21 protein-coding genes are annotated in these 23,501 nt (G+C 41.9%); 15 read left to right on the plus strand and 6 right to left on the minus strand.

Features of this window, described 5'->3' with window-relative positions:
• Nucleotides 1-56: 56 nt before the first annotated feature.
• The 14 genes from O1D97_RS04410 (at nt 57) to O1D97_RS04475 (ending at nt 14,040) form a co-directional block, all read left to right on the plus strand.
• A complete protein-coding gene (locus O1D97_RS04410; RefSeq protein WP_269123167.1) occupies nt 57-824 on the plus strand; it encodes an FCD domain-containing protein in 768 nt (255 codons plus the stop codon).
• A 64-nt stretch (nt 825-888) separates the two neighbouring features.
• The gene (locus O1D97_RS04415) at nt 889-1,914 is read left to right on the plus strand and encodes a LacI family DNA-binding transcriptional regulator (RefSeq protein WP_269123169.1); all 1,026 of its coding nucleotides are present in this window, start codon (nt 889-891) and stop codon (nt 1,912-1,914) included.
• Between the two features lie 167 nt (nt 1,915-2,081).
• Nucleotides 2,082-3,179 carry a mandelate racemase/muconate lactonizing enzyme family protein gene (locus O1D97_RS04420; protein ID WP_269123171.1) on the plus strand — a complete coding sequence of 366 codons (1,098 nt, stop codon included), beginning with the start codon at nt 2,082-2,084 and terminating at the stop codon, nt 3,177-3,179.
• A gap of 133 nt (nt 3,180-3,312) precedes the next feature.
• On the plus strand, nt 3,313-4,275 hold the full coding sequence (locus tag O1D97_RS04425) for an ABC transporter substrate-binding protein (protein ID WP_269123173.1): 963 nt from the start codon (nt 3,313-3,315) through the stop codon (nt 4,273-4,275).
• A 74-nt stretch (nt 4,276-4,349) separates the two neighbouring features.
• Nucleotides 4,350-5,939: a sugar ABC transporter ATP-binding protein gene (locus O1D97_RS04430; protein ID WP_269123175.1), complete on the plus strand. Its 1,590-nt coding sequence runs from the start codon at nt 4,350-4,352 to the stop codon at nt 5,937-5,939.
• Nucleotides 5,940-5,952: 13 nt separating this feature from the next.
• Nucleotides 5,953-6,828 (plus strand): ABC transporter permease, encoded by an 876-nt coding sequence (locus O1D97_RS04435; RefSeq protein ID WP_269123177.1) that lies wholly within the window; start codon nt 5,953-5,955, stop codon nt 6,826-6,828.
• Between the two features lie 130 nt (nt 6,829-6,958).
• Entirely contained in the window at nt 6,959-7,969 is a 1,011-nt protein-coding gene (locus O1D97_RS04440) for an ABC transporter permease (RefSeq protein WP_269123178.1), read from the plus strand.
• A 104-nt stretch (nt 7,970-8,073) separates the two neighbouring features.
• Nucleotides 8,074-9,702, plus strand: a complete 1,629-nt coding sequence (locus O1D97_RS04445; RefSeq protein WP_269123180.1) for a GMC family oxidoreductase — start codon at nt 8,074-8,076, stop codon at nt 9,700-9,702.
• A 195-nt stretch (nt 9,703-9,897) separates the two neighbouring features.
• Nucleotides 9,898-10,917, plus strand: a complete 1,020-nt coding sequence (locus O1D97_RS04450) for a sialic acid TRAP transporter substrate-binding protein SiaP (protein ID WP_269123181.1) — start codon at nt 9,898-9,900, stop codon at nt 10,915-10,917.
• Nucleotides 10,918-10,941: 24 nt separating this feature from the next.
• A complete protein-coding gene (locus O1D97_RS04455; RefSeq protein ID WP_269123183.1) occupies nt 10,942-11,517 on the plus strand; it encodes a TRAP transporter small permease in 576 nt (191 codons plus the stop codon).
• Between the two features lie 12 nt (nt 11,518-11,529).
• The gene (locus O1D97_RS04460) at nt 11,530-12,807 is read left to right on the plus strand and encodes a TRAP transporter large permease (RefSeq protein WP_269123185.1); all 1,278 of its coding nucleotides are present in this window, start codon (nt 11,530-11,532) and stop codon (nt 12,805-12,807) included.
• 179 nt (nt 12,808-12,986) lie between these two features.
• Complete coding sequence (locus tag O1D97_RS04465) at nt 12,987-13,448, plus strand: carbohydrate kinase family protein (RefSeq protein ID WP_269123187.1); 462 nt, start codon at nt 12,987-12,989, stop codon at nt 13,446-13,448.
• The gene (locus O1D97_RS04470; protein ID WP_269123189.1) at nt 13,448-13,882 is read left to right on the plus strand and encodes a hypothetical protein; all 435 of its coding nucleotides are present in this window, start codon (nt 13,448-13,450) and stop codon (nt 13,880-13,882) included. The genes O1D97_RS04465 and O1D97_RS04470 overlap by 1 nt, the downstream gene beginning before the upstream one ends.
• Before the next feature lie 11 nt (nt 13,883-13,893).
• Nucleotides 13,894-14,040 carry a hypothetical protein gene (locus O1D97_RS04475; protein ID WP_269123849.1) on the plus strand — a complete coding sequence of 49 codons (147 nt, stop codon included), beginning with the start codon at nt 13,894-13,896 and terminating at the stop codon, nt 14,038-14,040.
• Between the two features lie 147 nt (nt 14,041-14,187).
• On the opposite strand, the gene O1D97_RS04480 is transcribed toward O1D97_RS04475, so the two are convergent.
• The 6 genes from O1D97_RS04480 to O1D97_RS04505 form a co-directional block, all read right to left on the minus strand.
• Entirely contained in the window at nt 14,188-15,501 is a 1,314-nt protein-coding gene (locus tag O1D97_RS04480; protein WP_269123191.1) for a Na+/H+ antiporter NhaC family protein, read from the minus strand.
• A gap of 279 nt (nt 15,502-15,780) precedes the next feature.
• The gene (locus tag O1D97_RS04485; RefSeq protein WP_269123193.1) at nt 15,781-17,670 is read right to left on the minus strand and encodes a monovalent cation:proton antiporter-2 (CPA2) family protein; all 1,890 of its coding nucleotides are present in this window, start codon (nt 17,668-17,670) and stop codon (nt 15,781-15,783) included.
• Between the two features lie 219 nt (nt 17,671-17,889).
• Nucleotides 17,890-19,332 (minus strand): aldehyde dehydrogenase, encoded by a 1,443-nt coding sequence (aldA, locus tag O1D97_RS04490; protein ID WP_269123194.1) that lies wholly within the window; start codon nt 19,330-19,332, stop codon nt 17,890-17,892.
• A gap of 14 nt (nt 19,333-19,346) precedes the next feature.
• Entirely contained in the window at nt 19,347-20,357 is a 1,011-nt protein-coding gene (locus O1D97_RS04495; protein ID WP_269123196.1) for an Ldh family oxidoreductase, read from the minus strand.
• Between the two features lie 15 nt (nt 20,358-20,372).
• The gene (locus O1D97_RS04500) at nt 20,373-21,392 is read right to left on the minus strand and encodes a zinc-binding alcohol dehydrogenase family protein (protein WP_269123198.1); all 1,020 of its coding nucleotides are present in this window, start codon (nt 21,390-21,392) and stop codon (nt 20,373-20,375) included.
• The gene (locus O1D97_RS04505; RefSeq protein WP_269123200.1) at nt 21,392-22,888 is read right to left on the minus strand and encodes a mannitol dehydrogenase family protein; all 1,497 of its coding nucleotides are present in this window, start codon (nt 22,886-22,888) and stop codon (nt 21,392-21,394) included. The genes O1D97_RS04500 and O1D97_RS04505 overlap by 1 nt, the downstream gene beginning before the upstream one ends.
• A gap of 344 nt (nt 22,889-23,232) precedes the next feature.
• On the opposite strand from O1D97_RS04505, the gene O1D97_RS04510 reads away from it, so the two are divergent.
• The gene (locus O1D97_RS04510; protein WP_330221436.1) at nt 23,233-23,448 is read left to right on the plus strand and encodes an antibiotic biosynthesis monooxygenase family protein; all 216 of its coding nucleotides are present in this window, start codon (nt 23,233-23,235) and stop codon (nt 23,446-23,448) included.
• Nucleotides 23,449-23,501: the final 53 nt, after the last annotated feature.

The raw sequence follows: 23,501 nt of genomic DNA on the forward strand, positions 1-23,501 counted from the left end.
GACAATGGTGTGAGGTTTGTATAAAATAATCAAAATTTAATAATTAAGAACTCTTTATGTCACCTAATAGTCGCCGTTACCAGCAAGTTGGTAAACAAATCAAAAATACGCTCCTTTCAGGAGAGTTGCCCGTTGGTGGTCGTTTACCTTCGGAACGGGATTTAAGTGAGCGTTATAATGCAAGCCGAGCAACCATTCGTGAAGCCATCATTATGTTGGAGCTGCAAGGGTTGGTTGAAGTTAAGCAAGGCGCAGGCATCTTTTTTGTTGAAAATATAGACTCAAATATGCTTATTGGGGAAGCAGAAAGTAATATTGGCCCCTTTGAGCTGTTGCAAGCACGACAGTTATTAGAAACCAATATTGCCGCCTTTGCCGCCACTCAAATTTCAGCCACCCATGTACGAGAAATGCGGGATCTGCTACGGGAGCAAGAGCTGGAAATTAATGGTGACAGTAAGCGTTTTAATGAGCTTGATCATAACTTTCATATGGTTATTGCTGAAGCAACACAAAATAATATGCTTATTGTGATGGCTCAGTCCATGTGGGATAACGTCAGAACGGAAAACCCATTATGGGATGCATTAAATTCACAGTATTTCCATGAAAAACGATTACAGTCATTATGGTTGTCTGATCATAAAAACATCTTAATCGCGTTACAAAAACGCTCACCTCAAGAAACAAAACAAGCCGTTTGGCAGCATATTGAAAACGCTAAAAAAGAGCTTTTCAAATTAGCCAATGTGGAAGAACCTGATTTTGAAGGCTTTCTTTTTGCAGCAAATGCTGTGCCTACTCTGAAGAATGAAGCAGAATAAGTATGTTACTTTGCTAAAAAATGCTTTATAAAAGTTGTAACGAGTGCCTAAGGAAAAAGAAAAAATGGTACAAAAAAAGCATTTAACCTTAAAAGATATTGCTAAACAGTTGGGCGTTTCTACGGCAACTGTGTCGCTATCCATTAATAATAGTCCTCTAGTTGCAGAAAAAACACGTCTGCTAGTACAGCAAAAAATCAAAGAAGTCGGCTATGTTTACAACCGACGTGCTGCCAGCCTGATTACTGGCAAAAGCGGTATGGTTGGTTTAGCGGTACATGATTTTACTAACCCGTATTTTACGGAAGTTTGTGCCAGTGCAGAAAAGACCCTATCCGAAAAAGGCCGCATGTCTTTACTCTGTAATAGTTATGAGAATATTGAACAACAAGAGCGTTTTATTAATGCTTTAATTGAACATAATTCTGATGGGCTCTTGCTGTGTCCGGTTGTTGGAACGGGAATGGATGCGCTGCAGCCATTACTCACTCGAGGTTTACCCACCGTACTGGTAACTCGGGATATTGATGGCTCGAATATGGACTTCGTCGGGAATGATGAGCGATATTCTTTGCATCTGGCTACTCGACATTTACTGTCCCTTGGTCACAAGCGAATCGCGTTTGTTGGTGGTCATATCGATGCTAAAGCGGCTAAAGAAAGACGCCTAGGTTATGTCGATGCCATAAAGTTGCATGGTTTGCCGTTGGATGAATCATTGATGTTTGATTGTGAGAATAAATCGGAAGCGGCTGAAGCTCTTTTACCAAGCGTGTTAGCTATGGACTCACCTCCAACAGCGATTGTTGGCTTCTCTGATTTAATTGCATTGGGCGTTTTGTCGGCCTTGATTCAGATGGGGTTGGAGCCTGGAAAAGATATAGCGGTTGTAGGCTGCGATAACATTGCTGAAAGTAATCGGCATTACACTCAATTAACAACCATTAATGTGCAAAAATCCTTAATTGGGCAAATGGCCGCGACCTTCTTATTCCAGCGATTAGCCGACCCCTATATGCCTCCCCAAAGAAAAATCTTTGATTCCGAACTTATCATTCGCCGTTCTTGCGGTGCCTATTTAAAAAGCTAGTCTTTCTCTTCTTGTGTGTTGTCCTGCTTTTATTTATTAATATCAAGACTAAATTTAAATCGATTTAAATTTAGTCTTGATATTTTTTATCCTTTGTATTATAAATTTAAACCGATTTAAAAAATAATAAAAACGAGAGTGTATTGTCACTTTTTAGGAGACAAATAGTGAATGATTCGATCATAAAATCGATAGATGTACAGTTATTCGCCGTGCCATTAGCTGAGGTTTTGTCCGATGCCATGCATGGAGATCACACACATTTTGAGCTGCTAACGGTAACGATTACATTATCTGATGGATCTCAAGGTACAGGTTACACCTATACTGGAGGTAGAGGTGGTCAGGCTATTCGATCAATGATTGAAGCCGATTTAAAGCCTATGTTACTGGGTAGAGACGGGTCAGACATTGAAGCAATTTATAGAGATATGGAATATTGCATTCACTATGTTGGTCGTGGGGGCATAGCGTCTTTTGCTATCTCTGCAATTGACATCGCGTTATGGGATTTACGTTGTCGAGCCCTCGGAAAACCATTACATCAATTTAATGGTAATCAAAATAAAGTCGCCAAAGCCTATCGCGGTGGTATCGATTTGAATTTTTCCTTAGCGCGTTTGTTAAAAGAGGTTCAAGGCTACCTAGATGCCGGCTTTAATGCCGTTAAAATCAAGGTTGGACAAGCGAATTTAGAAGATGATGTTGCCCGAGTTAAGGCCGTTCGAGAGCTGATAGGGGATGACATTATTTTTATGATCGATGCCAATTATTCTATGACAGTTGAACAGGCGATTACGGCAGCGAATGCCTTTGCTGAGTACAACATATTCTGGTTTGAAGAGCCTACAGTCCCAGACGATTATACTGGTTACGCACGCATTGCTGAGAACACATCCATCCCTTTAGCAATGGGGGAGAATCTACATACTATTTATGAATTTGGCTATGCTTTTCAACAAGCTAAGTTGTCCTTTATTCAGCCAGATGCGTCAAATTGTGGCGGTATATCTGGATGGCTCGCTGCGGCAAAAATGGCTGATGAATTTAATATCCTTGCCAGTTCTCATGGTATGCAAGAGTTACACGTAAGTTTAGTGGCTTCTCAGCCTAATGCGGGTTGGGTTGAGGTTCATAGCTTTCCTATTGATCAATATACATTGCGTCCTTTGGTTATCGAGGAGGGTATGGCTGTTGCGCCTGACACGATTGGTATTGGTGTGGAATTTGATTGGGAAAAATTATCGGCCTATAAAATTAAATAAAATTTAAATCGATTTAAAAATATCAAAATATAGTACTCGAAGAGGCGGAGGTGAATATAGAGGAATAGGCGGTTGTTACAGAGTTCGTTCAAACATTTAACGTAAAAATAAAAATAAATTTGGAGATGTGAGCATGATATTTAAAATGACGGTTGTTTCGGCTTTGATCGGGGTATTGTCCAGCGCAGCAATGGCAGACCTACCTGCGTTAGAGAAAAAAGATCGCTATAAAGTGGGTTTTGCTCAAACAGAAAGCAATAATCCTTGGAGAATCGCGGAAACAAAAAGTTTTAAAGATACCGCCGCCAGCTGTAACTGGGATCTTGTGTACACGGATGCAGCGGGTTCAGCCGCTAAACAAGTATCTGATGTGGACTCCATGATTGCCCAAGGTGTGGACGTTATCTTCCTACCTCCTAGAGAAGAAAGACCTCTGCTTCCTGCCGTATTACGCGCTAAAGCACAAGGTGTTCCGGTTTTCCTAGTGGATCGCAGTGTCGATGAAAAAGTGGCTAAAGCGGGCCGTGATTACGTTACCTTCTTAGGCTCGAATTTTATTGAGCAAGGGGCCATTGCTGCGAACTGGTTGATTGAAAAAACAGGCGGTAAAGGCCTGATTTTAGAACTTGAAGGCACAACAGGTTCATCGCCTGCAAATGATCGTCGAAAAGGCTTTGACGATGAAATTGCTAAACATCCTGATATGAAAATTCTCGCCTCTCAATCCGGTGACTTTGCTCGAGATAAAGGCCGAAAAGTAACGGAAACCTTGCTGCAAACCTATCCAAATGCGGATGTCATTTATGCTCATAATGATGAGATGGCGATTGGTGCTATTCAAGCATTGGAAGCGGCAGGTCGAGTGCCGGGCAAAGATGTGTTGATTGTTTCTGTTGATGGTACTCGTGATGCTTTACAAGCTATTTTGGATGGCAAAATGGGAGTGACGGTTGAATCGAGCCCATTCTTTGGTCCATTGGCTTGTGAAACGATGAAACGTTATGCCAATGGTGAAACGATTGAGCCTTGGGTGCGTGTTACAGACCGTGTGTTCACTATTGAAAATGCGGCTAAACATATAGACGAAGCCTATTAATACTATCTATTGATCCTCTTGAGCGGGAAGTGATTTTCCGCTCTTTTTTCTTCCTAGTTTTAACCGAGGCTTAGATGAACCATTCATATCCAACGGAGGCACAACAAGGTGCCAGCCTTTCCTCGACACTATCAAATGATGGTGACCTAGTCTTACACATGAAAGGCATTCATAAGCATTTTGCTGGTGTTCCTGCGCTATCTGATGCGGAGCTAAAAATTAAGGCCGGCGAAGTACATGCGATTATAGGTCAAAATGGTGCAGGAAAATCCACCTTGATCAAGGTACTTAATGGGGCCCATAAGCACGATGAGGGCGATATTTATTTTATGGGGGAGGAGGTTTCTTATGCTTCTCCTCATAAAGCTCAAATGGCTGGCATCAGCACGATTTTCCAAGAAGTGAACCTGATCGGCTACCGTTCCATTACCGAAAATATTTGTCTTGGCCATGAGCCTAAACGTTTTGGGATGGTGGACTGGCGAAAAGCGCATGCACACGCTAGAGAAACCTTAGCCCGCTTCGGATTAGAGCTAGATGTTGAGCAGCCTCTTAGTACTTTTAATATTGCCATACAGCAATTGGTTGCGATTGCTAGAGCGGTCGCCTTAGATGCCAGAATCGTCATTATGGATGAACCTACTTCCTCTCTAGATGAACGTGAAAAGGAAGTGTTGTTTCGTGTCATTAAAGAGTTGAAGGCCTCTGGTGTTGCTATTTTGTATGTGAGTCATCACCTTGATGAGCTGTTTCAAATTTGCGATGAAATTACAGTTATGCGAGATGGAAAAACCGTTGGTCAACGTGCTATTGGTGATATGACCAAGTTGGATATGGTCGCGGCCATGTTAGGAAAAGACCCAGAGGAAATTGCCAGAGGAGGAGCGACTAATTTTGCATCAACAGGCCGTGCGAGTGATCAGGTTTTATTATCAGTAGAAAACCTAGAAGGGGCTGGTGCACTCAAAAATGTTTCTTTTGATTTATATAAATCGGAAATTCTAGGGCTTGCAGGTTTATTAGGTTCCGGTCGATCTGAAGTGGCGCGAGCTATTTTTGGATTAGATAGCGATTTGAAAAAAGGTGAGGTTTTTCTTGAGGGTGAAAAAATGGATTTCACTGACCCAATGGCGGCGATAGAAAAAGGGTTTGGCTTTTGTTCTGAGGATCGAAAAGAAGATGGCATTATTCCTCAGCTGTCCGTAAGAGAGAATCTCACGTTGGTATTGTTACCAAAAATTTCTAAATACGGTTTGATTGATGAGTCCAAAGAGCGCCAATTAGTCACCGATTTTATACAGCGACTTGGTATCAAAACCGCGTCAATGGAGCAACCTATTTCCCAACTCTCTGGTGGAAACCAACAAAAAGTATTGCTGGCTAGGTGGTTGGTAACGAACCCTAATATCCTAATTTTAGATGAGCCAACCCGAGGCATTGATGTTGGAGCAAAAGGGGAGATTCAGTCTTTAATTCGACGTTTAGCCGATGACGGTTTAACTGTCTTGATGATTTCCTCTGAGTTTGAAGAATTAGTAGAAGGCGCAGATAGAGTCATCGTTTTGCAAGATGGGCATAGCATACAGGCATTAGCGAATGATCAGCTGACAGAGAATGCCATTATGAAAGCCATCGCCCAAGAAACACGTCATCCTGTTGCATGAGTGGAGAGACAAAATGAACAGTTCAACGTTAGCAGAAAGTCCGAAACCAAAGGTGCCGACAGTCGGTACAAAAATAGCGTCGCAAATAAAAAATAATGGGGCGTTATGGGCCTTCTTTTTATTACTGGTAATTAATATTCTGATTACCCCTAATTTCTTACAAATCCAAACCTTATATGTGAATTTGACTCAGGTTGCAACGGTAGCGATTGTGGCTATCGGTATGACCCTAGTCATTGCTTCTGGAGGGATCGATCTTTCAGTGGGGGCTCTTATGGCTCTGGCGGGCACGGTCGCCCCGATGATTTTTTTATCGGACTTTGGCGTGGCTAATCCAGAGTTGGGTTTGTTTGTTGCCATTGTGGTGGCGATTAGCGCGGCTGGTATTGCTGGTTTGTTTAATGGCTTTCTTATCAGTAAGTATAAAATTCAACCTATTATTGCGACCTTAATTCTATTTATTTCAGGACGAGGTATTGCCCAGGTGCTTACCAATGGTGAGTTACAGACCTTTGATAACCCAAGTTTTGAATTTATTGGTACTGGACGTGTTTTTGGGGTGCCTGTACAGGCCTGGATTACTCTTGTTTTAGCTCTGTCTATCGCATGGGTATTAAAGCGTTCTATTTATGGTCGTTTTTTATTAGCGGTAGGTGGGAATGAAAAGGCGGCAGAACTTGCAGGTGTTCCTGCCACAAAAGTGAAATTAATGACTTATATGGTCTGCGGATTGCTGGCAGGTATCGCTGGCATCATTACTACGGCGATTAATTCTGCTTCTGATGCGAACCAAACAGGTCAGTTGATGGAATTGGATGCCATTTCTGCCGCTATAGTCGGTGGCGTATTGTTAACAGGGGGAAGGCTCCCATCCTTGGTGCGGTTTTAGGCGCGGCCATTATTCAATTAGTGGGCTATACCCTATTAGCGAACGGTGTCCACGATGCCGTCGCTATGGTAGCTAAAGCGGTGATTATTATTGTTGCTGTTTACCTACAGCAAGTTAGAGGGGCTAAATCATGAATATACTTTCTATGATGTCAAACCTATCCGGTATGAAGCGTAAGAGAAATACGTCGAAGCAAGCGGAAGGCGTGTTAGTCGCGCTTATGTTGATTACACTTTTTGCTAGTTTGCGTTATGACGCTTTTCTGAGCGAATACAATATCATGACGTTTCTGTCTTATAACTCCATGTTTATTTTGATTGGCCTTGGAATGTGCTTTGTGATTATGACTGGCGGTATTGATTTGTCTGTTGGTTCTGTCGTCGCATTGTCTAGTGTGGTCGTTGCTCATGCAAGTCCTTACGGGATTGAAGTCGCGTTACCTGTTGGCATTCTTGTTGGGGTTCTTGCTGGAGCGATTAATGCCTTTGTCATCACAAAGCTAAAGATTGTGCCATTTATTGCCACTTTAGCCATGATGTTAGGTGCTAGAGGGATGGCGTTAGTGCTATCAGACAATCAATCAGTACAAGTCTCTTGGGACAGTAATTTTACTCAGTTTGGTCTAGGTAAAATGTTTGATTTCATTCCGTGGCCAATCGTCGCTATGTTAGTCGCCTTCGTGTTTTGTTGGATATTGTTGGAAAAGTTTGCCTTTGGGCGTCATGTCTTATCCATTGGTGGCAATGAAGAAGCATCGAAGTTGATGGGACTCGAGGTGAATAAAACCCTATTTGGTGTGTATATATTAAGTGGCGCATTAGCCGGCTTATCAGGGGTCATGTTGGCATCAGGGTTTGGAGCGGGACAACCATTAGAGGGGTTAGGTTGGGAATTATCAGCTATTGCGGCCGTGGTGGTTGGTGGAACGCTGTTAACGGGAGGCTTAGGTTCTATTACCTCAACACTATTAGGGGCGATTTTATTAGGATTGATTTTTAACATCTTGAACTTTGAGAATGGACTTGGAACCATCAGCTTTAGTGCCTATTGGCAGTCCGTTATTCGAGGTGGTTTTTTATTGGTTGTTGTGGTTATTCAAGCTAAAGTGATTAACAGCAAAATGCGTCGAACTGAGTTCTAGCGAGTATCCTAAACGTTGCTTTATTGTTTATTACATCTCTGTTTTTATTGTGTTTTGTAAGGCATTTAGACTTTGCCTTCGAACCTGCCATCTTGAGGTTAGATATGCGTTCTCATTATAAATACATAGTGGTTGGTGGTGGCTCTGCTGGTGCGGTGGCGGCCGCAAGGTTAGCGAAAAAAGATACGGCGGCCGTTTTATTATTAGAAGGAGGCTATAGTCATAAGCATCCGTTACTGGATATGCCAGCCGGTATTTTTAAAATGATTAATGGCAGCAAATACATGCATTATTATCACACGACTCCTCAAGCCCATTTAGGGGGGAGAGTGCATGATATTCCACAAGGCAATGTGTTGGGTGGCGGCTCATCTGTTAATGCTCAGGTATATATGAGAGGTCGAGCCAGTGATTATAATGAATGGCAGCAGATCCTAGGAGACGACGCACAATGGGGATGGGAGCATGTGTTGCCGTATTTTAAAGAGATGGAAGCGAATAACCGTTTATTGAACGAATATCATGGTGCTTCTGGTCCTGTGCTGGTGTCTGATCCTCAGCATATTGATGATTCTTCTCGAGCCTTTGTGCAAAGTGTACAAGCTCAAGGCATTCCTTTTAATGACGATTTTAATGGTGCTCAGCAAAAGGGCGTCGGGTTTTATCAATTTACGAACCGTAATGGGCGTCGCAGTAGTACCGCTTATGCTTTTTTAGGTGAAGATCAAACGCCGAATAATTTAGAGATTCAGCTGCAGTGTCGAGTTCACAAAGTTATTATTGAAGATGGTGTTGCCGTTGGGGTTATTTATGAAAATGAGAGTGGTGAAGTTTTAGAAGCACGCCTGGACAATGCTCTCGCTGGAGAGGTGATCCTAGCCGCTGGAGCGTTAATTACACCTAAGTTATTAATGCTTTCTGGAGTCGGAGGCGCTGAGCAACTCGAGCAGCACGGTATTCACTGTATTGTTGACTTACCAGGTGTTGGAGAAAACTTAATTGATCATCCTGAAGTGCCTATCATAGCGACGGCAAAAAAAGGTTTTGGTTATTTTAAACAAGGGGAGGGTTGGCGAATGTGGCGTAATGGCTTGCAGTTTGCGCTATTTGGTTCCGGCCCTGTTACGTCGGCTGGGGTGGAAGCGGGTGCCTTTGTTAATCCAATAAGTGACACTGAAGAGGCGACAATACAGGCATTCTGTGTCCCTATGGTCTATCTAGATAGAGATGTTTTGAATCTTGTAAATCATGATTATGGGATGACGATTACCACGGTTGTGGTCAAACCCGTCTCTCGAGGTTATGTGCGTTTGGCGTCTTCGAATGCAAACGATAAGCCCCTAGTGTGTCCCAATTTATTGAAAGAAGACGCTGACTTGTCTGCTATGATAGCGGGCCAACGCTTTTTTATTAAATCCTTTCAAACACTACCATTAGCAAATTCGATTAAATCCATTGTTATGCCTGAAATAAATTCATTATCAGATGAGTCTTTGGCAGAACACTGTCGTAAAACGGTAAAAACAAACTATCATCCTGCTGGAACGTGTAAAATGGGCGCCGCAGAAGATCCGATGTCTGTTTTAAATAACCGCTTACAGGTCAAAGGTATCAAGGGATTAAGAGTTTGTGATATGTCAGCCGTTCCTAATATTAATGCGGGTAATACAAATGCGGTTGCTATGATGCTTGGTCAGCGATGTGCTGATTTTATTTTAGCGGGCGATATTTGAGATACAAAAAAAACACCATACCAATTACTATATTGGTTGACCAAAAGGATATTCTATTCTACTATTTTTAAATCGATTTAAACGATCGTGTAACGCTTTCTCTTTTAAATCTATTTAAAAGTAGACACAATAAAAATAAAAATTGCTTGATTGAATTACGTTAGTTCAAATCAAACAAAACTAAGAGGCTCCATTATGCTAAAGAAAGTATTGTCTTCTCGTCTATTTAAAGATCAGTTTGACCGTCGTTCTGCTCTATCTATGATAGGTATGACGGCACTTACCGTTGGTCTATTCTCTGGTACAGTACAGGCCGCCACCACCATTAAATGGGCGCATGTATACGAAGTTGGCTCTCCTTATCATCAGGCAGCGCTTTGGGCCGCGGAAGAAATGGCGACGAAAACAGATGGTCGTGTTTCAATTAAGGTGTTTCCGGCATCCTCTTTAGGTAAAGAAGTTGAGCTAAATGAAGCATTAAACTTTGGTACGGTAGATATGATCTATACGGGTGCCATTTTTGCTGGTAGTTCCTACAAACCACTCGCGCTTTCTGGATTACCTTTTGTCATTCGTAATTATGATCATTGGAAAAAATATCGTGATAGCGAATTGTTTGATGGTATAAAACAAGGCTATGAAAAAACCACAGGACACGATATTACAGGTTTTACCTACTATGGCGCCCGTCATGTAACCTCTAATAAGCCGATTAACTCTCCTGAAGATATGGAAGGAATGAAGATCCGTGTACCAAATGCACCTATGTTCCTTATGTTCCCGAAAGCTGTTAATGCGAATGCCTCTCCGTTAGCCTTCTCTGAAGTGTATTTAGCGCTACAACAAGGTTTGGTTGATGCTCAAGAGAATCCATTACCAACCATTAAGTTCAAAAAATTCTATGAAGTTCAGAAATACATCAACCTTACTGGTCATATGACTAACTCTTTAGTAACAGTAGTTTCTTCTATGACTAAAAATCGACTTAGCAAAGAAGACTATGCGTTATTAGATGAGGTTTCTGTAAAAGCAGCGGCTCGTGCATCGGATGATATTAATGAAGCGGAAGAAAATCTGGCTCAATGGTTCCGAGATCAAGGGTTACAAGTGGTTGAAGTAGATAAAAAACCTTTCCAAGATAAAGTAAATAGCTATCTAAACTCTATTGATTCCGGGTTCTCTAAAGAACATTTATCTGGCATTAGTGCGCTATAACGCTGAATTAAAGGAGGGTGCAATATGAGTCGAGCTTCTAACAAGACAATGTCTAATCCGTCTGACTCTGAGCCCCTCAATTTGGTTGATGAAAGCCAAATTGAGGAACCGTTAGATTTTAAGATGATTGATCTTCCTGTGATGATTTTATTTTGGGTGTTGATGTGTATTGTTTTTCTTCAATTTTTCACCCGTTATATTTTAAATGATTCACTGGCATGGACAGAAGAAATCGCGCGATTTTTACTAGTATTGGTCGGCTTTGTTGGCTCTATAACGGCCGTCAGAAAAGGCAGTCATATCTTCTTAGAGTTTTTATACCGTTTTATTCCAAGTTCTTTAGCTAAAGTATTATCCGTCTTTTCTGAGGTGGTTTGTGTTGGGTTTTACGGCGCTTGTGCTTGGATGTCCTCACAAATTGCCCTGCAGACACATCAAACATTGGTATCGGTCGAATTGCCTAAAAGTTATCTTTATTGGGTTATTGCGTTTTGTTTTGTTGCTATGTCTCTTTATTCCATCGGTAAAATGGTGATGAAAATGAAGCTCAGTCATCATCAAATTGTCTCAAATATTGAAGAACAAGCTACTTCTGTATAACAAAGGTGTGATATGTCGATTTTTCTATTGTTCTTAATATTATTTGTACTGCTTATTATCGGTGTACCCGTGGCTGTTGCCTTGGGCGTTTCGTCCCTCGTTTTTATTCTAATAGAAGGGGTGCCGAGTGTTGTTGTATTGCATAACATGGTTAATGGTATCAATAGCTTCCCCTTAATAGCGATTCCTTTTTTCATTCTTGCTGGGCATTTAATGAATACGGGCGGGATTACCAATCGTATTTTTGCCTTCGCTCGCGCATTGGTTGGTTGGTTACCTGGAGGTCTAGGTCACGTAAACGTTGGTGCCAGTGTGGTGTTTGCTGGTATGTCAGGCGCGGCCGTAGCGGATGCTGGTGGTTTAGGGAATGTTGAAATTAAAGCCATGAAAGACGCGGGTTATGATTCTGACTTCTCTGTTGGTATCACCGCGGCATCCTCAACGATTGGTCCAATTATCCCTCCTTCTCTGCCTTTAGTTATCTACGGGGTAGTGGCGGATACTTCCATAGGACAACTTTTTGCTGCAGGGTTGATTCCAGGGTTATTAATGGCGTTTTCTTTGATGATTATGGTGTCATGGTATGCCAAGATTCGTAATTATCCCAAAGATGAGCGTTTTAGTTTATCCAATCTCTGGTTTGCTTTTAAAAGGGCATTTTTACCTCTGCTAACCCCAATAATTATCGTTGTTGGCATTTCTACGGGGGTTTTTACACCCACTGAAGCGGCAGTGGCAGCGGTAGCGTATGCGCTTTGTTTAGGTGCTTTTGTATATCGTTCTTTAAGTATTGCAAGTGTTCTAAGAGTGTCGCAGGAGACGATTGAAACAACAGCCTCTATTCTGCTCATTGTGGCTAGCTCGACCATTTTTGCTTGGATTCTAACGGCTAACCAAATTGCTGACTTGTTTGCTCATAGCCTATTAGGTTTCACAGATAATGCCGTACTCATTTTATTGATTATGACCTTGCTGGTATTAATTTTAGGCTGCTTTATGGAAACCATTGCGGCTATTACTATTTTAGTGCCGGTGTTATTACCTGTCGCGGTGCAAATCGGTATTGATCCTGTGCATTTTGGTATCATTATGATTCTGAATTTAATGCTTGGATTGTTGACGCCTCCTGTTGGTATGGTGCTCTATGTGTTAGCCAAGGTATCCAATACTCCGTTCGAGCGTTGTGTTATTGCAACAGCACCCTTTTTAATCCCTCTTGTTGTTGTGTTGCTGTTATTGACCTTCATACCATCGATTACAATGTGGTTACCAAATCTTATTTATCGTTAAATAAATGAGATAATGTTTCAGCCTTCTTTTCTATTTGCATGTTTTTAGAAAGGAAGGTTTTTTTGGTTATACATCTTGGTACTCAAAGGGTATGATTTTAACGATTATTGGTTAACCAAACTGTGGTATATTAGATTTTTTGTAAACAATAATAAGATCGTTTTATAAGGTTGGATGTCGTGGAAATTATTGCAAAAGAGTTGAGTCATGTTGATTGTATGGCATTAGGTGAAGTCATGCTGCGCCTTGATCCTGGTGTGGATCGTATTCGTAAAACGGATCAGTTTCGTGTATGGGAAGGTGGTGGTGAGTACAATGTGATTCAAGGGTTAAGCAGTTGCTTTGGCCATAAAACCGGCATCATTACGGCCTTAGTCGATAATGAAGTGGGCCACCTAATTGCAGGTCTAGTGCAAAGAGCGGGAGTGAGTACCGACTGGATTGAGTGGAAAGAGCATGATGGTATTGGTCGATCTGTTCGTAATGGCATGTATTTTATGGAGCGTGGTTTTGGTGAACGAGGAGCAAAAGCGGTCATGGATCGTGGGCATACTCCTATTTCACAACTGACAGTCAAGGATATTGACTGGGATGCTCTGTTTGCTAAAGCGAAGCCTCGTTGGTTCCATGTTGGGGGGTGATGGCGGCCTTGTCTGAAGGTTCTCCTGACGTTGTTGAGGCCGCAATGACGGCGGCTAAAAACCATGGCGCAATCGTATCCTATGATTTAAATTATCGTGAGTCGTTATGGAAAGACAGAGGTGGACGAGAGGCCGCAAATGACTGTAATACGCGGTTAATTCAAAAGGCAGATGTTCTTTTTGGAATTGAGTCTCTTCCAAGAAAAGTGGATACATTAGATAAAGAGGTGTTTTCAGAAGCGCTGCATTCTATGCAGGCACGTTTTCCTAATGTCCAACTTTTTGTCACGACTATGAGAATCGTGAAAGATGCATCCCATAATGACTGGGGGGATTGTGTTTACATAATGGTGAGATTTTCTTCTCACGTGACTATAACAACTTGCCGATATTTGATCGTGTTGGTGGCGGTGATGCCTTTGCTGCAGGCCTGATTCATGGGCTCTTGAATGATCAAACTATGCAAACCTGTATTGATCTAGCCGCCGCCCATGGCGCTTTAGTCATGAGTACAGCAGGTGATAATTCTATGTCGAGTAAAGAAGAAGTGTATGCTTATGCTGGTGGTGCAGGCGCGGCAGCTAATCGATAAAACAAACTTTTGCTCATCTAAAAAAACAGGTTTTCATCTTTATGGAAACCTGTTTTTTATACGTAAAGACATGGCATTTTTTAAGGTGGAAAATCGCTTACAAAACACGTTAATAGCAAATAAAGCTCTATTTGATATTAAACAGTACTATTTTGTGCTTTTTGGCCATTTAATGAAAATAGACAATAAGGCGGCTACGGCCAGTAGCCAGCTGTATTGAACATAACCAACAAGCGCTAATGGAGAGACTTTTGCTAAGGATGATGCTAAAAGTATTTGGGCTCCATAAGGCAAAACACCCTGTACCACGCAAGAAAAAATATCCAATAGGCTAGCACTGCGTCTCGGATCAACTTGATAACGTGCCGCAATGTCTTTTGCGACAGAGCCATTAATCAAGATTGAAATAGTGTTGTTTGCGGTACATAAGTTAGTTAACGCCACAGCAGCACTGATGCTTAGTTCTCCTGCTCGTGTTGAATCTGATTTCGCTCCTAAAGTGCGGCCGATACGTTCGATACGACTGACTAACCAATCGAGACCACCTTGAGATTTCATGAGTGCGCTAAGACCACCAATTAATAGCGAGAGAATTAAAATTTCCTGCATGCCTGTGTAACCAGTGTAAATGTCGCTAGACCAAGATACGACAGAGTAATCGCTTTGCATGGTTAAGCCGATTAAGCCAGCCAAAACGATGCCACTAAATAGTACTAAAATGACATTCACACCCGCCACAGCCAAACCTAAAACAGCAACATAAGGTAAAACACGTAGTAACTCATACTCTTTAATATCGGTAATTTGTGCATGGCTACTCTGAAGGAAGAGCCAAACTAAGGTTATTAATGCGGCTGGTAATGCGATTTTAAAATTCATGCGGAATTTATCTCGCATGTCACATCCTTGAGTTCGTGTTGCGGCTATTGTTGTATCTGAAATGATCGATAAATTATCACCGAACATAGCGCCACCAATAACGGTTCCTACCGTCAGTAATAGTGATAAATCGGCCGCTTCAGACACGCCGATAGCAATGGGGGCTATGGCGGCAATTGTGCCCATAGACGTGCCCATCGAAGTAGCAACGAACGCCGTAATCACAAATAAGCCAGGTAGTAACAGCGATGGCGGTACGACACTTAAACCAAAGTTTACGGTTGCATCAACACCACCCACACTTTTTGCGACACTGGCAAATGCACCGGCTAGCAGGTAAATCAAGATCATGGTGATAATGGTGTTATCACCTACGCCTTGAATAAAGGTTTCAATACGCTGCTCGAACTGTCCTTTACTTAATAATACGGCTAAGGCAATCGCGGGTAAAATAGCTACCGGTGCTGAGATTTGATAGAAGGCGAAGTCAACGCCTTGAGACTGATACCAAAGACCACTACCAACAAAAAGAACAAGGAAAAGTAATAATGGCAGTAATGCCAAGGGAGATTTAGAAGTCATATTGTCTGCGGATTCCAGATGTAAATTAGCCCTGTAACTTTTGGTCTTAGGGATGAAGGGCGCAGATGATAATAAAAACGCGCTGTCAAAACCAATAATAAATTGCGATGTGCTTGTTATAAAACGTTATAACCAAAATAGAGAATTTTTTATTTTATTATTCTCTGTTGATATAAGTGTTTTGGATGAGCGTTGACCTCGTAACTCCTATTTTAAGGGTCGATAACGAGTGGTTTTTTTGAGACATTTAGAATTACGCTCTTATATTATTGTTTGGATTCAATTCCCTTCACGTTTAGAATGATCAGACGTATGAGAATCAGGGCTTTCTTCTGTTTGGCTCGCTTCCATTGCATGATTTAGCTCTTCTTCGAGTTGTATAAACAGCGCTCTATAATTTTGATCGAAATCTCCTTTTTGGCGCCATACTTCATATAAGGCTTCGCCACTCTTTGCTTCGGATTGTTGGAATGTTTGTCTGACCTGATTGGCTTTTTTCAAAGAAAACCCTAAATCGATCAACGCCTGCGCTCCTAGTTCGACCGCTGAATAATAGGTTTCTATGACAACGTAATCGGCCCCCGCGTATTTAGAGGCATAATAATGCCCCCGGTCATAGGCACGTGCCAATATTTTTATCTGAGGATAAGCGTGTTTCACGTATTTGATTAATTCAACGGAACGGATTTTATCGTCAATGGCGATGATTAATAGGCTAGCTTGTTCTATACCTGCTGTATGTAAAAGATCTGGACGTGTCGCATCACCATAATAACTTTTGATATTGATCGAGCGTAATATGTCTATCATGCTGGATTCGTGATCCAGTACCACCGTTGGAATTTTATTAGATACTAGAAGTCGGTTGGTAATCTGCCCAAAGCGTCCCGCTCCCGCAATAATAACAGACCCAAGTTGATCAATATTGTCTTCCTCCCTTTGATTACTGTTTTTTTGATAATGAGGCAAAATTACTTTATCAAAGAGAATAAATAGTGCTGGGGTAAAAAACATGGATAGGGCCACAACCAAAGATAGTGGTTGAATAATAGGCTCTGGCAAAACGTTTTGTTGGCCACTAAAACTTAATAAAACAAAGCCAAATTCACCCGCTTGAGCCAGACTCAAACTGAATAACCAGCGATCACTGCCCCGGACGTTAAACAGAAATGATAATAGAAGTAATACGACCATTTTTAATAGCATTACCGCTAAAGTTAAGCCGATAATGAGGGCAAACTCTTCACTTAATAAGGTGAAGTTAATGCCAGCTCCCACTGTGATAAAAAAGACACCAAGTAAGAGTCCCTTAAACGGTTCTATATTGGATTCGAGTTCATGGCGAAATTCTGAATTTGCTAATACCACGCCAGCTAAGAAGGTTCCTAATGCGGGAGAGAGCCCAACTAGACTCATTAGTGCGGCTACGCCAATGACTAGCATCAGTGCGGTAGCGGTGAAAATTTCACGTAAACCTGAGTCGGCTACAAATTTAAAAAGGGGTCGACTTAAATAGTGTCCACCAATGACAACAATCGCAATAGATGCAATGACCACCAAGGTGTAAGCCCATCCAGGTATACCAGCGACTAAACTGAGTTCAGCATGTTTCTCTGCTGTGTCGGTGAATGTGGCTTGCGACAGTTCAATGAGTTCAGGTAAGGCAAGTAAGGGTATGAGTGCCAGCATGGGGATAACGGCAATATCTTGGAAGAGAAGGACTGAGAAGGCGTTTTGTCCCCCATCCGTTTTTGTTAATGATTTTTCATTAAAGGTTTGCAAGACTATCGCGGTGGAAGAAAGGGAAAAAATTAAGCCAATGGCGAGAGCAACAGACCATTCTTCCACAAATAGTGTGGCAATAAAGGCCACAGAGACAGTGGTTAAAACAATTTGCAATCCACCTAATCCCATTAATCGATGGCGCATTTTCCAGAGCATTTTTGGCTCTAACTCCAAACCGACTAGGAACAGCATCATGACAACACCGAATTCAGCATAATGTTGAATACTGGTGGTTTCATCACCGACTAAGCCAATAATGGGACCGATAATGACTCCCGCGATTAAATACCCAAGTACGGATCCCAGTCCTAAACGTTTTGCAATAGGGACAGCAATGACCGCAGCGGCTAAGTAAATAAAGCTGTAAATAAAGTACTCGGTCATTGTTTACGTCCTTAGGGGATTGGTGTTCGGATGAGGAGGGCGCTTCTTTTGATTCAATTAAGGCATTTATAGGGTATTTTAGAGCATTAATGAGTAAGTGTCAGATAAGAATAGCGGTGTTCAGAAGCATGATGGTAAGAGTCGTGATCGATATGAAGTGAGCGTGAGTGCTGGGCAGCAAAACACAGAGTGATGATTCACTCTGTGTTTTGGGTGGCGTTAGTCAAAATTAACGTAAAAGGTTTTTTTCTCTAAATACTGTTCAAAGCCATATTTTCCATCTTCACCACCGGTACCACTGAGCTTATAGCCGTTGTGAAAGCCTTGATGTTGTTCACCATGGCCGCGGTTGATATAGACCTCTCCTGATTCGAGTTCATCGACTAGGCGTAATATGGTTTTCATGTCCTTAGTGCATACCATAGCGGCTAAACCGTATTCGCTATCGTTGGCGTAAGTAATGACTTCATCGAGTGTGGAGAACTTAATCACGGGGAGGATAGGGCCAAATGACTCTTCATGTACAATCGTCATTTCTTGAGATACGTTGGTTAACACAGTTGGTTCGAACCAAAAACCCTGTTGATACAGACCTTGTTGTAAACGCGCACCTCCTGTCGCAATGTGAGCGCCTTCTTTTACACTAATGGCAACCAGATGCTCCATTGCTTCAATTTCTTTCTGGTTAATCTTAGGGCCCAGATCCGTGTCAGCGAGCATAGGGTCTCCTACTTTAAGAGCTTTCACCTTATCAAGGAAAATGGCCATAAAATCATCATAGATGGCTTCATGAATATACATACGCTCATTACAAGTACAAACCTGACCGCAGTTATCAAAGCGAGAATGTAAGGCTGCGGCAGCGGCTTGCTCAAGATCCGCATCTTCAAGGACAATAAAAGGCGCTTTCCCTCCTAGCTCTAATTGCACATGAGCAAGGTTATCGGCGGCCGCTTTAACGATGGCTTGACCTGCAGGAGTACTGCCCGTCATGGAAATCATCTTAGTATCAGGATGTCGTACAAGAGCGTCACCGAGGGTTCGACCTCCACCCGTTACAATATTGAGTACTCCTTTTGGTAGACCAATATGTTCAGCAATATGACCTAGCTCTAACGTGGCTAACGGAGTTTCCGTTGTGGGTTTAACGACTATGGTATTACCTGCAATAAGCGCAGGGCCAATCTTTCGTCCTGCTAATGCTAAAGGAAAATTCCATGCTGTAATGGCGACAATTACACCCCGCGGCACTTTGTGAATCCAAATATGCTCATTGGGATTATCCGATTTCACAATGTCGCCATCCATCTGACGAGCCCAATCACAGGCGTACTCGATAAAGCTGCAGGTGGCTTCAACTTCTCCTAACGCCACTTTCAATAATTTTCCCTGCTCTTTTACTAAAAGTTCCGCTAAGAATGGCTTTCTATTACGAATTTCCGCCGCAAACTTCCGCATGATGTCGGCCCGTTCTCGAGCTGGTTTTCGGCGCCATTCTATTTGAGCGGCTTTGGCCGAGGCCATAACATAGTCGGCATCGTCTTGGTCGCCTTTTTGAATGCTTGCGATTACTGCTTCAGTTGATGGGTTAATCACCGAATCGGTTTTACCAGATTTCGCTTTTATCCACTCACCGTTAACGAACATATCATATTGTTTCATAAAGCCTGCTTCCGTTAGTGATTTGTTAAATATTGATAGATTGAGGTCGTAACGGGGACGCCATTTTTCTGACAATCCTCAAAATAGGCTATTTGAGGTTCATTTGGAGCCAACACTTTATCAAATCCCGGCGCGGGTTTGACTTGATGCAGTTCAGAAACCATCTGTGCCATCATATTTGAAAAACTATGTCCTCCGAATTTACTCGGGTCTATAACAATCATCAAGCTGGCAAGTTTTCTCATTTTGTCATAGTCATCATACATTCTAACAATATGGTTACTAAAATTAGCCCCCATCAGCATGCCAGTGAGTGCATCAATCGCCATCGCAATACCGGAACCTTTATGGAACCCAAAAGGAAGCAGTGTTGTGGCCGCATGAGGGTCTGTTGTTTCGACACCATCTTTGTCGATAGCGAGTCCAAGGCTGATAGCTTGTCCTGTCTCTTTGGCATGTAATAATTTACCAAATGCGGTGGCACTCGTGGCCATATCAATAATGACAGGGTGACCATTTTCAACAGGGAAGCCGAACGCAATAGGGTTCGTTCCCCAAAACGCTTCAGCACCACCAAATGGAGCCACACAGGTGTCTGTTTGAGTCATAGAGATAGAGATAAGACCTTGATCGGCTGCCATTTGAGCAAAGTAGGATAAGGCGCCACAATGGGAGGTGTTTTTTATACTGACAAACCCCACCGCATGCTCTTTGGCTAAGGATATCGCTTCCTCTGTTGCCTTGATTAGAGCGCAATGACCCATACCATCATCTCCATCTAGTATCGCTACTGAGGAAGAAATTTTTTCAATGGTCATATTTGGATTTGGATTCATTCCTCCTTGAGATAAACGGTGGCAATAATGCTCTACTCGAATAACACCATGCGAGTGTACGCCACGTGAGTCAGCATGTACTAATACATCTGCTACTTGTGTGGCGATGTTGTCTGGGTACCCAGCTTGCTGCAATTTGTTAAAGGCTAGTGTATGCAGCGCTTCAATTTTTATTCTTGTGGTTGTCATCATATTTTCCTTTAATTAGTCAAAGCGAATTACGCCTTTAACAAGGCCTTTATTTTTTACAACGTTGTTTTCGTAATCTAAGCCAATGGTGTCAAACTGAAATTCTTGGTTGACCATAATTTTTTCGCTGATTTTTTTTGATTCGAACAAATCAATCACTTTGGTAAAATCTTCAAAAGTGGCATTGCGGCTTGCAATTAGGGTGGTTTCTTTTTTGTGGAAAGTAGGGTCATCTAGCTGTAAATCACCTATGTATAAGCCGATGAATACGATTTTTCCGCCATGACGAATTAAATTGACGCTGTTTGACATGGAAGCTTTATTTCCCGTTGCGTCCATCACTGTGCAAGCAAGATTGTTATTAAATGCGTCATAAAGGTCGTCTGTGTAACTTGCTTCAATCGGATTTAAGGTTTTGATTCCAAGAACGGACTCGGCATGAGCTCGGCGTTCATTACTGACGTCAGCCAATACCACATTAGCGCCATTAGCTAATGCTATCGCTGCTGTTCCCAAGCCAATTGGACCGGCGCCAACAACGAGAATGTTTTCATTTTGCTTTGAGTCTGCGCGACGGTTTGCATGAGCGCCAATAGCAAAGCACTCAACTAAAGAAGCGGCGGCTGGGTCAACAGAGGCTGGTACGGGGATGACATTACTGGCTTTAACGGCCAAATAATCTTGGAAACCACCATCTTGGTGTACTCCATATAAAGAAATTGTGTCGCAGCAATTGGTTTTACCTTCTTTACAAGCGACACATTCTCCACATGCAATGGCTGGAATAACAACAACATATTGATTCATTAACTCTGCAGGACAGTCGTTTCCTACCGCTTCCACTAAACCGCATATCTCATGTCCTAATATACGAGGGTAAGAAAAGAAGGGTTGGTTGCCTGTATAAGCATGGATGTCGGTACCGCAAACACCGACGGCTTTAATTTTTAATAAGACCTCATCGTTTTTAATGACAGGCTTTGGGGTTTCAATATAGTGAATTTCAAAGGGTTTTTCGCATATTAATGATTTCATTATTGGGTCCTTAATGTGTGAGATAAGCCATTAAGAACCGCTCTAATTCCTTGTTTCTCAATGGCATTGTAAAAGTTTATAACTTGCTTTGATAACTCTGGATGTTGTAGGAAATCCTTGTTGAAAACAGGCTTAAATGAAAGTAATGACTCACTTAATGATGTTGAATTAGATGGCGTTAAGAGGGTCGTTAGTGCCTTACTTTCAGGGTCGACTAGGGTAAAGTCAGGGTCGTGTTTGCCTTGAATAAAATGCATCCAACCGGCTAGTAATAAAGAAAGTAGCTGAGGTGGCTGCTCTTTACTAAAAGGGGCTGTATTGAGCAGAGTCAAAATAGGGTCGATTGCTCTCGGTGGTAATTTTTGTGAGCCATCCATCGCAATTTGAGCGGTTTGGTGCTTAATGTTTTTGTTACTAAAGCGTGATATCAAAGAATGAGCGTATTCGATTAAATCCACGTTCAAATCGGCCGATAATGACAGCGCTTGTTCCTGAGTCATCAGAGCTAGGGTAAGTGCTTTAAGCGTATTGTCTTCCATACACTCATAGATATAAGTATGACCGCAAAGAGATCCAATATAAGCCAAAAATGAATGGGAGCCATTGAGCATCCGTAATTTCATTTCTTCATAAGGGAGAACATTGGTCACCATTGTCGCTCCAGCAAGTTGCCACTTTGGTCTACCATTGCAAAATTGGTCTTCAATTACCCATTGTTTGAAATCTTCACTGATCAAACCAAAGTCATCAGCCACTCCCATCTCTTGCTCAAGATCTAAAAAGGCGTGTGCGTCCATCGCGGGAACGATTCTATCAACCATGGTGCTGGGAAACGCCACCTGATCTTGTATCCATTGAGCTAGTTCTGGGTCCACTAAAGTGGCATAACCTAAAATAGCTGCTTTGGTTTTATGACCATTCTCTGGAATATTATCGCAAGACATCACACTGAATGGCGGCTTTTTTTGACGCCTTCTTAAACGTAAAGCCTCAGTAATTATACCGATGGCGGATATTGGGCTCTGTGGAGAGATAAGATCTTGCAATATAAGAGAATGCTCTTGATTTAAAAGGCCTTCGGGAGTAAGGCAATAGCCTTTTTCGGTAATAGTAAGGGAAACAATCGCGACTTGAGGTTCACACATTTTTGCTAATGCGACCTGAACACCTTGATCAGCAATGTTCATGGCACCGGTAAAAGAGCGAACTACTCTTTTTGTTGTGCTATGAGTACCTTTCTCAACAAGAGTGGCTAAGTTATCTTGTTTTGCAAAAGCCTCTGTTAGCTTTCCTTTTCGAAAGAGATTAATGCCGAAAATACCCCATGGAGTGCTGTCTGCTTCATTGGCTAAGTCGGTGTAAACGGCTTGGTGAGCACGGTGAAATGCACCAAAACCAATATGAACAATTTTGGTCTGAAGAGTTGTTCTTGAATAGTGTGTTTTCTCAACTGAATGAGACTCTATTGCATCAATAAAACGGGTATCGGAAGGCATAATATTCTCTATTGGTTGACCAATTTGTGTTTTACTATATAATACATCAGTCCAAAAATGAAATATAAAATACCAATAAGTTTTTTTACGATGTTAAGCACGGATTTAAGTTCATGATAGAAAAGCGAGAAAGGTCTATTAACGAGTATGAACAAAGGTTGTTTTTCAATTGATTTGATAAGACTCTATTAGTCTATAACGTTACTCAATTTGTGAGTTTATCAATCTAAGGAATATGGTATGTCGCTCATTGCAAAAACACCTAACCCCCTTATTACGCCGTGATTTTTACTTCTATACGCACCGAAGAGGATGATGTTGGCTACGCTGATATGGCCTTTAAAATGGTATCTTTAGCAAGTAAAGAAGCGGGGTTTCTAGGTATTGAAGCCGCTAGAGAGAATCTGGGGATTACCGTTTCCTATTGGTCGGACTTGGAGTCTATTAAACGCTGGAAAGCCAACGTTGAGCATTTGGAGGCGCAAAAGCTAGGTTATGAAAAATGGTACTCCACTTTTAAAACGAGAATATCTAGAGTAGAGCGTGATTACGGGATATAGGCTTGTAGGGAATAAATACGAGCCATTCTGAGGGACTTAGTTCTTATTGTGCC

The organism is Marinomonas phaeophyticola (assembly GCF_026966905.1).
GTDB classification, from domain to species: Bacteria; Pseudomonadota; Gammaproteobacteria; order Pseudomonadales; family Marinomonadaceae; genus Marinomonas; species Marinomonas phaeophyticola.

Coding starts and splice junctions, on each gene's coding strand:
- aldA (WP_269123194.1), bottom strand. CDS start 19,332: ATGAAACAATATGATATGTTCGTTAACGGTGAGTGGATAAAAGCGAAA.
- O1D97_RS04415 (WP_269123169.1), top strand. CDS start 889: ATGGTACAAAAAAAGCATTTAACCTTAAAAGATATTGCTAAACAGTTG.
- O1D97_RS04440 (WP_269123178.1), top strand. CDS start 6,959: ATGAATATACTTTCTATGATGTCAAACCTATCCGGTATGAAGCGTAAG.
- O1D97_RS04425 (WP_269123173.1), top strand. CDS start 3,313: ATGATATTTAAAATGACGGTTGTTTCGGCTTTGATCGGGGTATTGTCC.
- O1D97_RS04505 (WP_269123200.1), bottom strand. CDS start 22,888: ATGCCTTCCGATACCCGTTTTATTGATGCAATAGAGTCTCATTCAGTT.
- O1D97_RS04430 (WP_269123175.1), top strand. CDS start 4,350: ATGAACCATTCATATCCAACGGAGGCACAACAAGGTGCCAGCCTTTCC.
- O1D97_RS04410 (WP_269123167.1), top strand. CDS start 57: ATGTCACCTAATAGTCGCCGTTACCAGCAAGTTGGTAAACAAATCAAA.
- O1D97_RS04445 (WP_269123180.1), top strand. CDS start 8,074: ATGCGTTCTCATTATAAATACATAGTGGTTGGTGGTGGCTCTGCTGGT.
- O1D97_RS04435 (WP_269123177.1), top strand. CDS start 5,953: ATGAACAGTTCAACGTTAGCAGAAAGTCCGAAACCAAAGGTGCCGACA.
- O1D97_RS04470 (WP_269123189.1), top strand. CDS start 13,448: ATGGCGGCCTTGTCTGAAGGTTCTCCTGACGTTGTTGAGGCCGCAATG.
- O1D97_RS04485 (WP_269123193.1), bottom strand. CDS start 17,670: ATGACCGAGTACTTTATTTACAGCTTTATTTACTTAGCCGCTGCGGTC.
- O1D97_RS04500 (WP_269123198.1), bottom strand. CDS start 21,392: ATGAAATCATTAATATGCGAAAAACCCTTTGAAATTCACTATATTGAA.
- O1D97_RS04450 (WP_269123181.1), top strand. CDS start 9,898: ATGCTAAAGAAAGTATTGTCTTCTCGTCTATTTAAAGATCAGTTTGAC.
- O1D97_RS04480 (WP_269123191.1), bottom strand. CDS start 15,501: ATGACTTCTAAATCTCCCTTGGCATTACTGCCATTATTACTTTTCCTT.
- O1D97_RS04495 (WP_269123196.1), bottom strand. CDS start 20,357: ATGACAACCACAAGAATAAAAATTGAAGCGCTGCATACACTAGCCTTT.
- O1D97_RS04510 (WP_330221436.1), top strand. CDS start 23,233: ATGGTATCTTTAGCAAGTAAAGAAGCGGGGTTTCTAGGTATTGAAGCC.
- O1D97_RS04455 (WP_269123183.1), top strand. CDS start 10,942: ATGAGTCGAGCTTCTAACAAGACAATGTCTAATCCGTCTGACTCTGAG.
- O1D97_RS04460 (WP_269123185.1), top strand. CDS start 11,530: ATGTCGATTTTTCTATTGTTCTTAATATTATTTGTACTGCTTATTATC.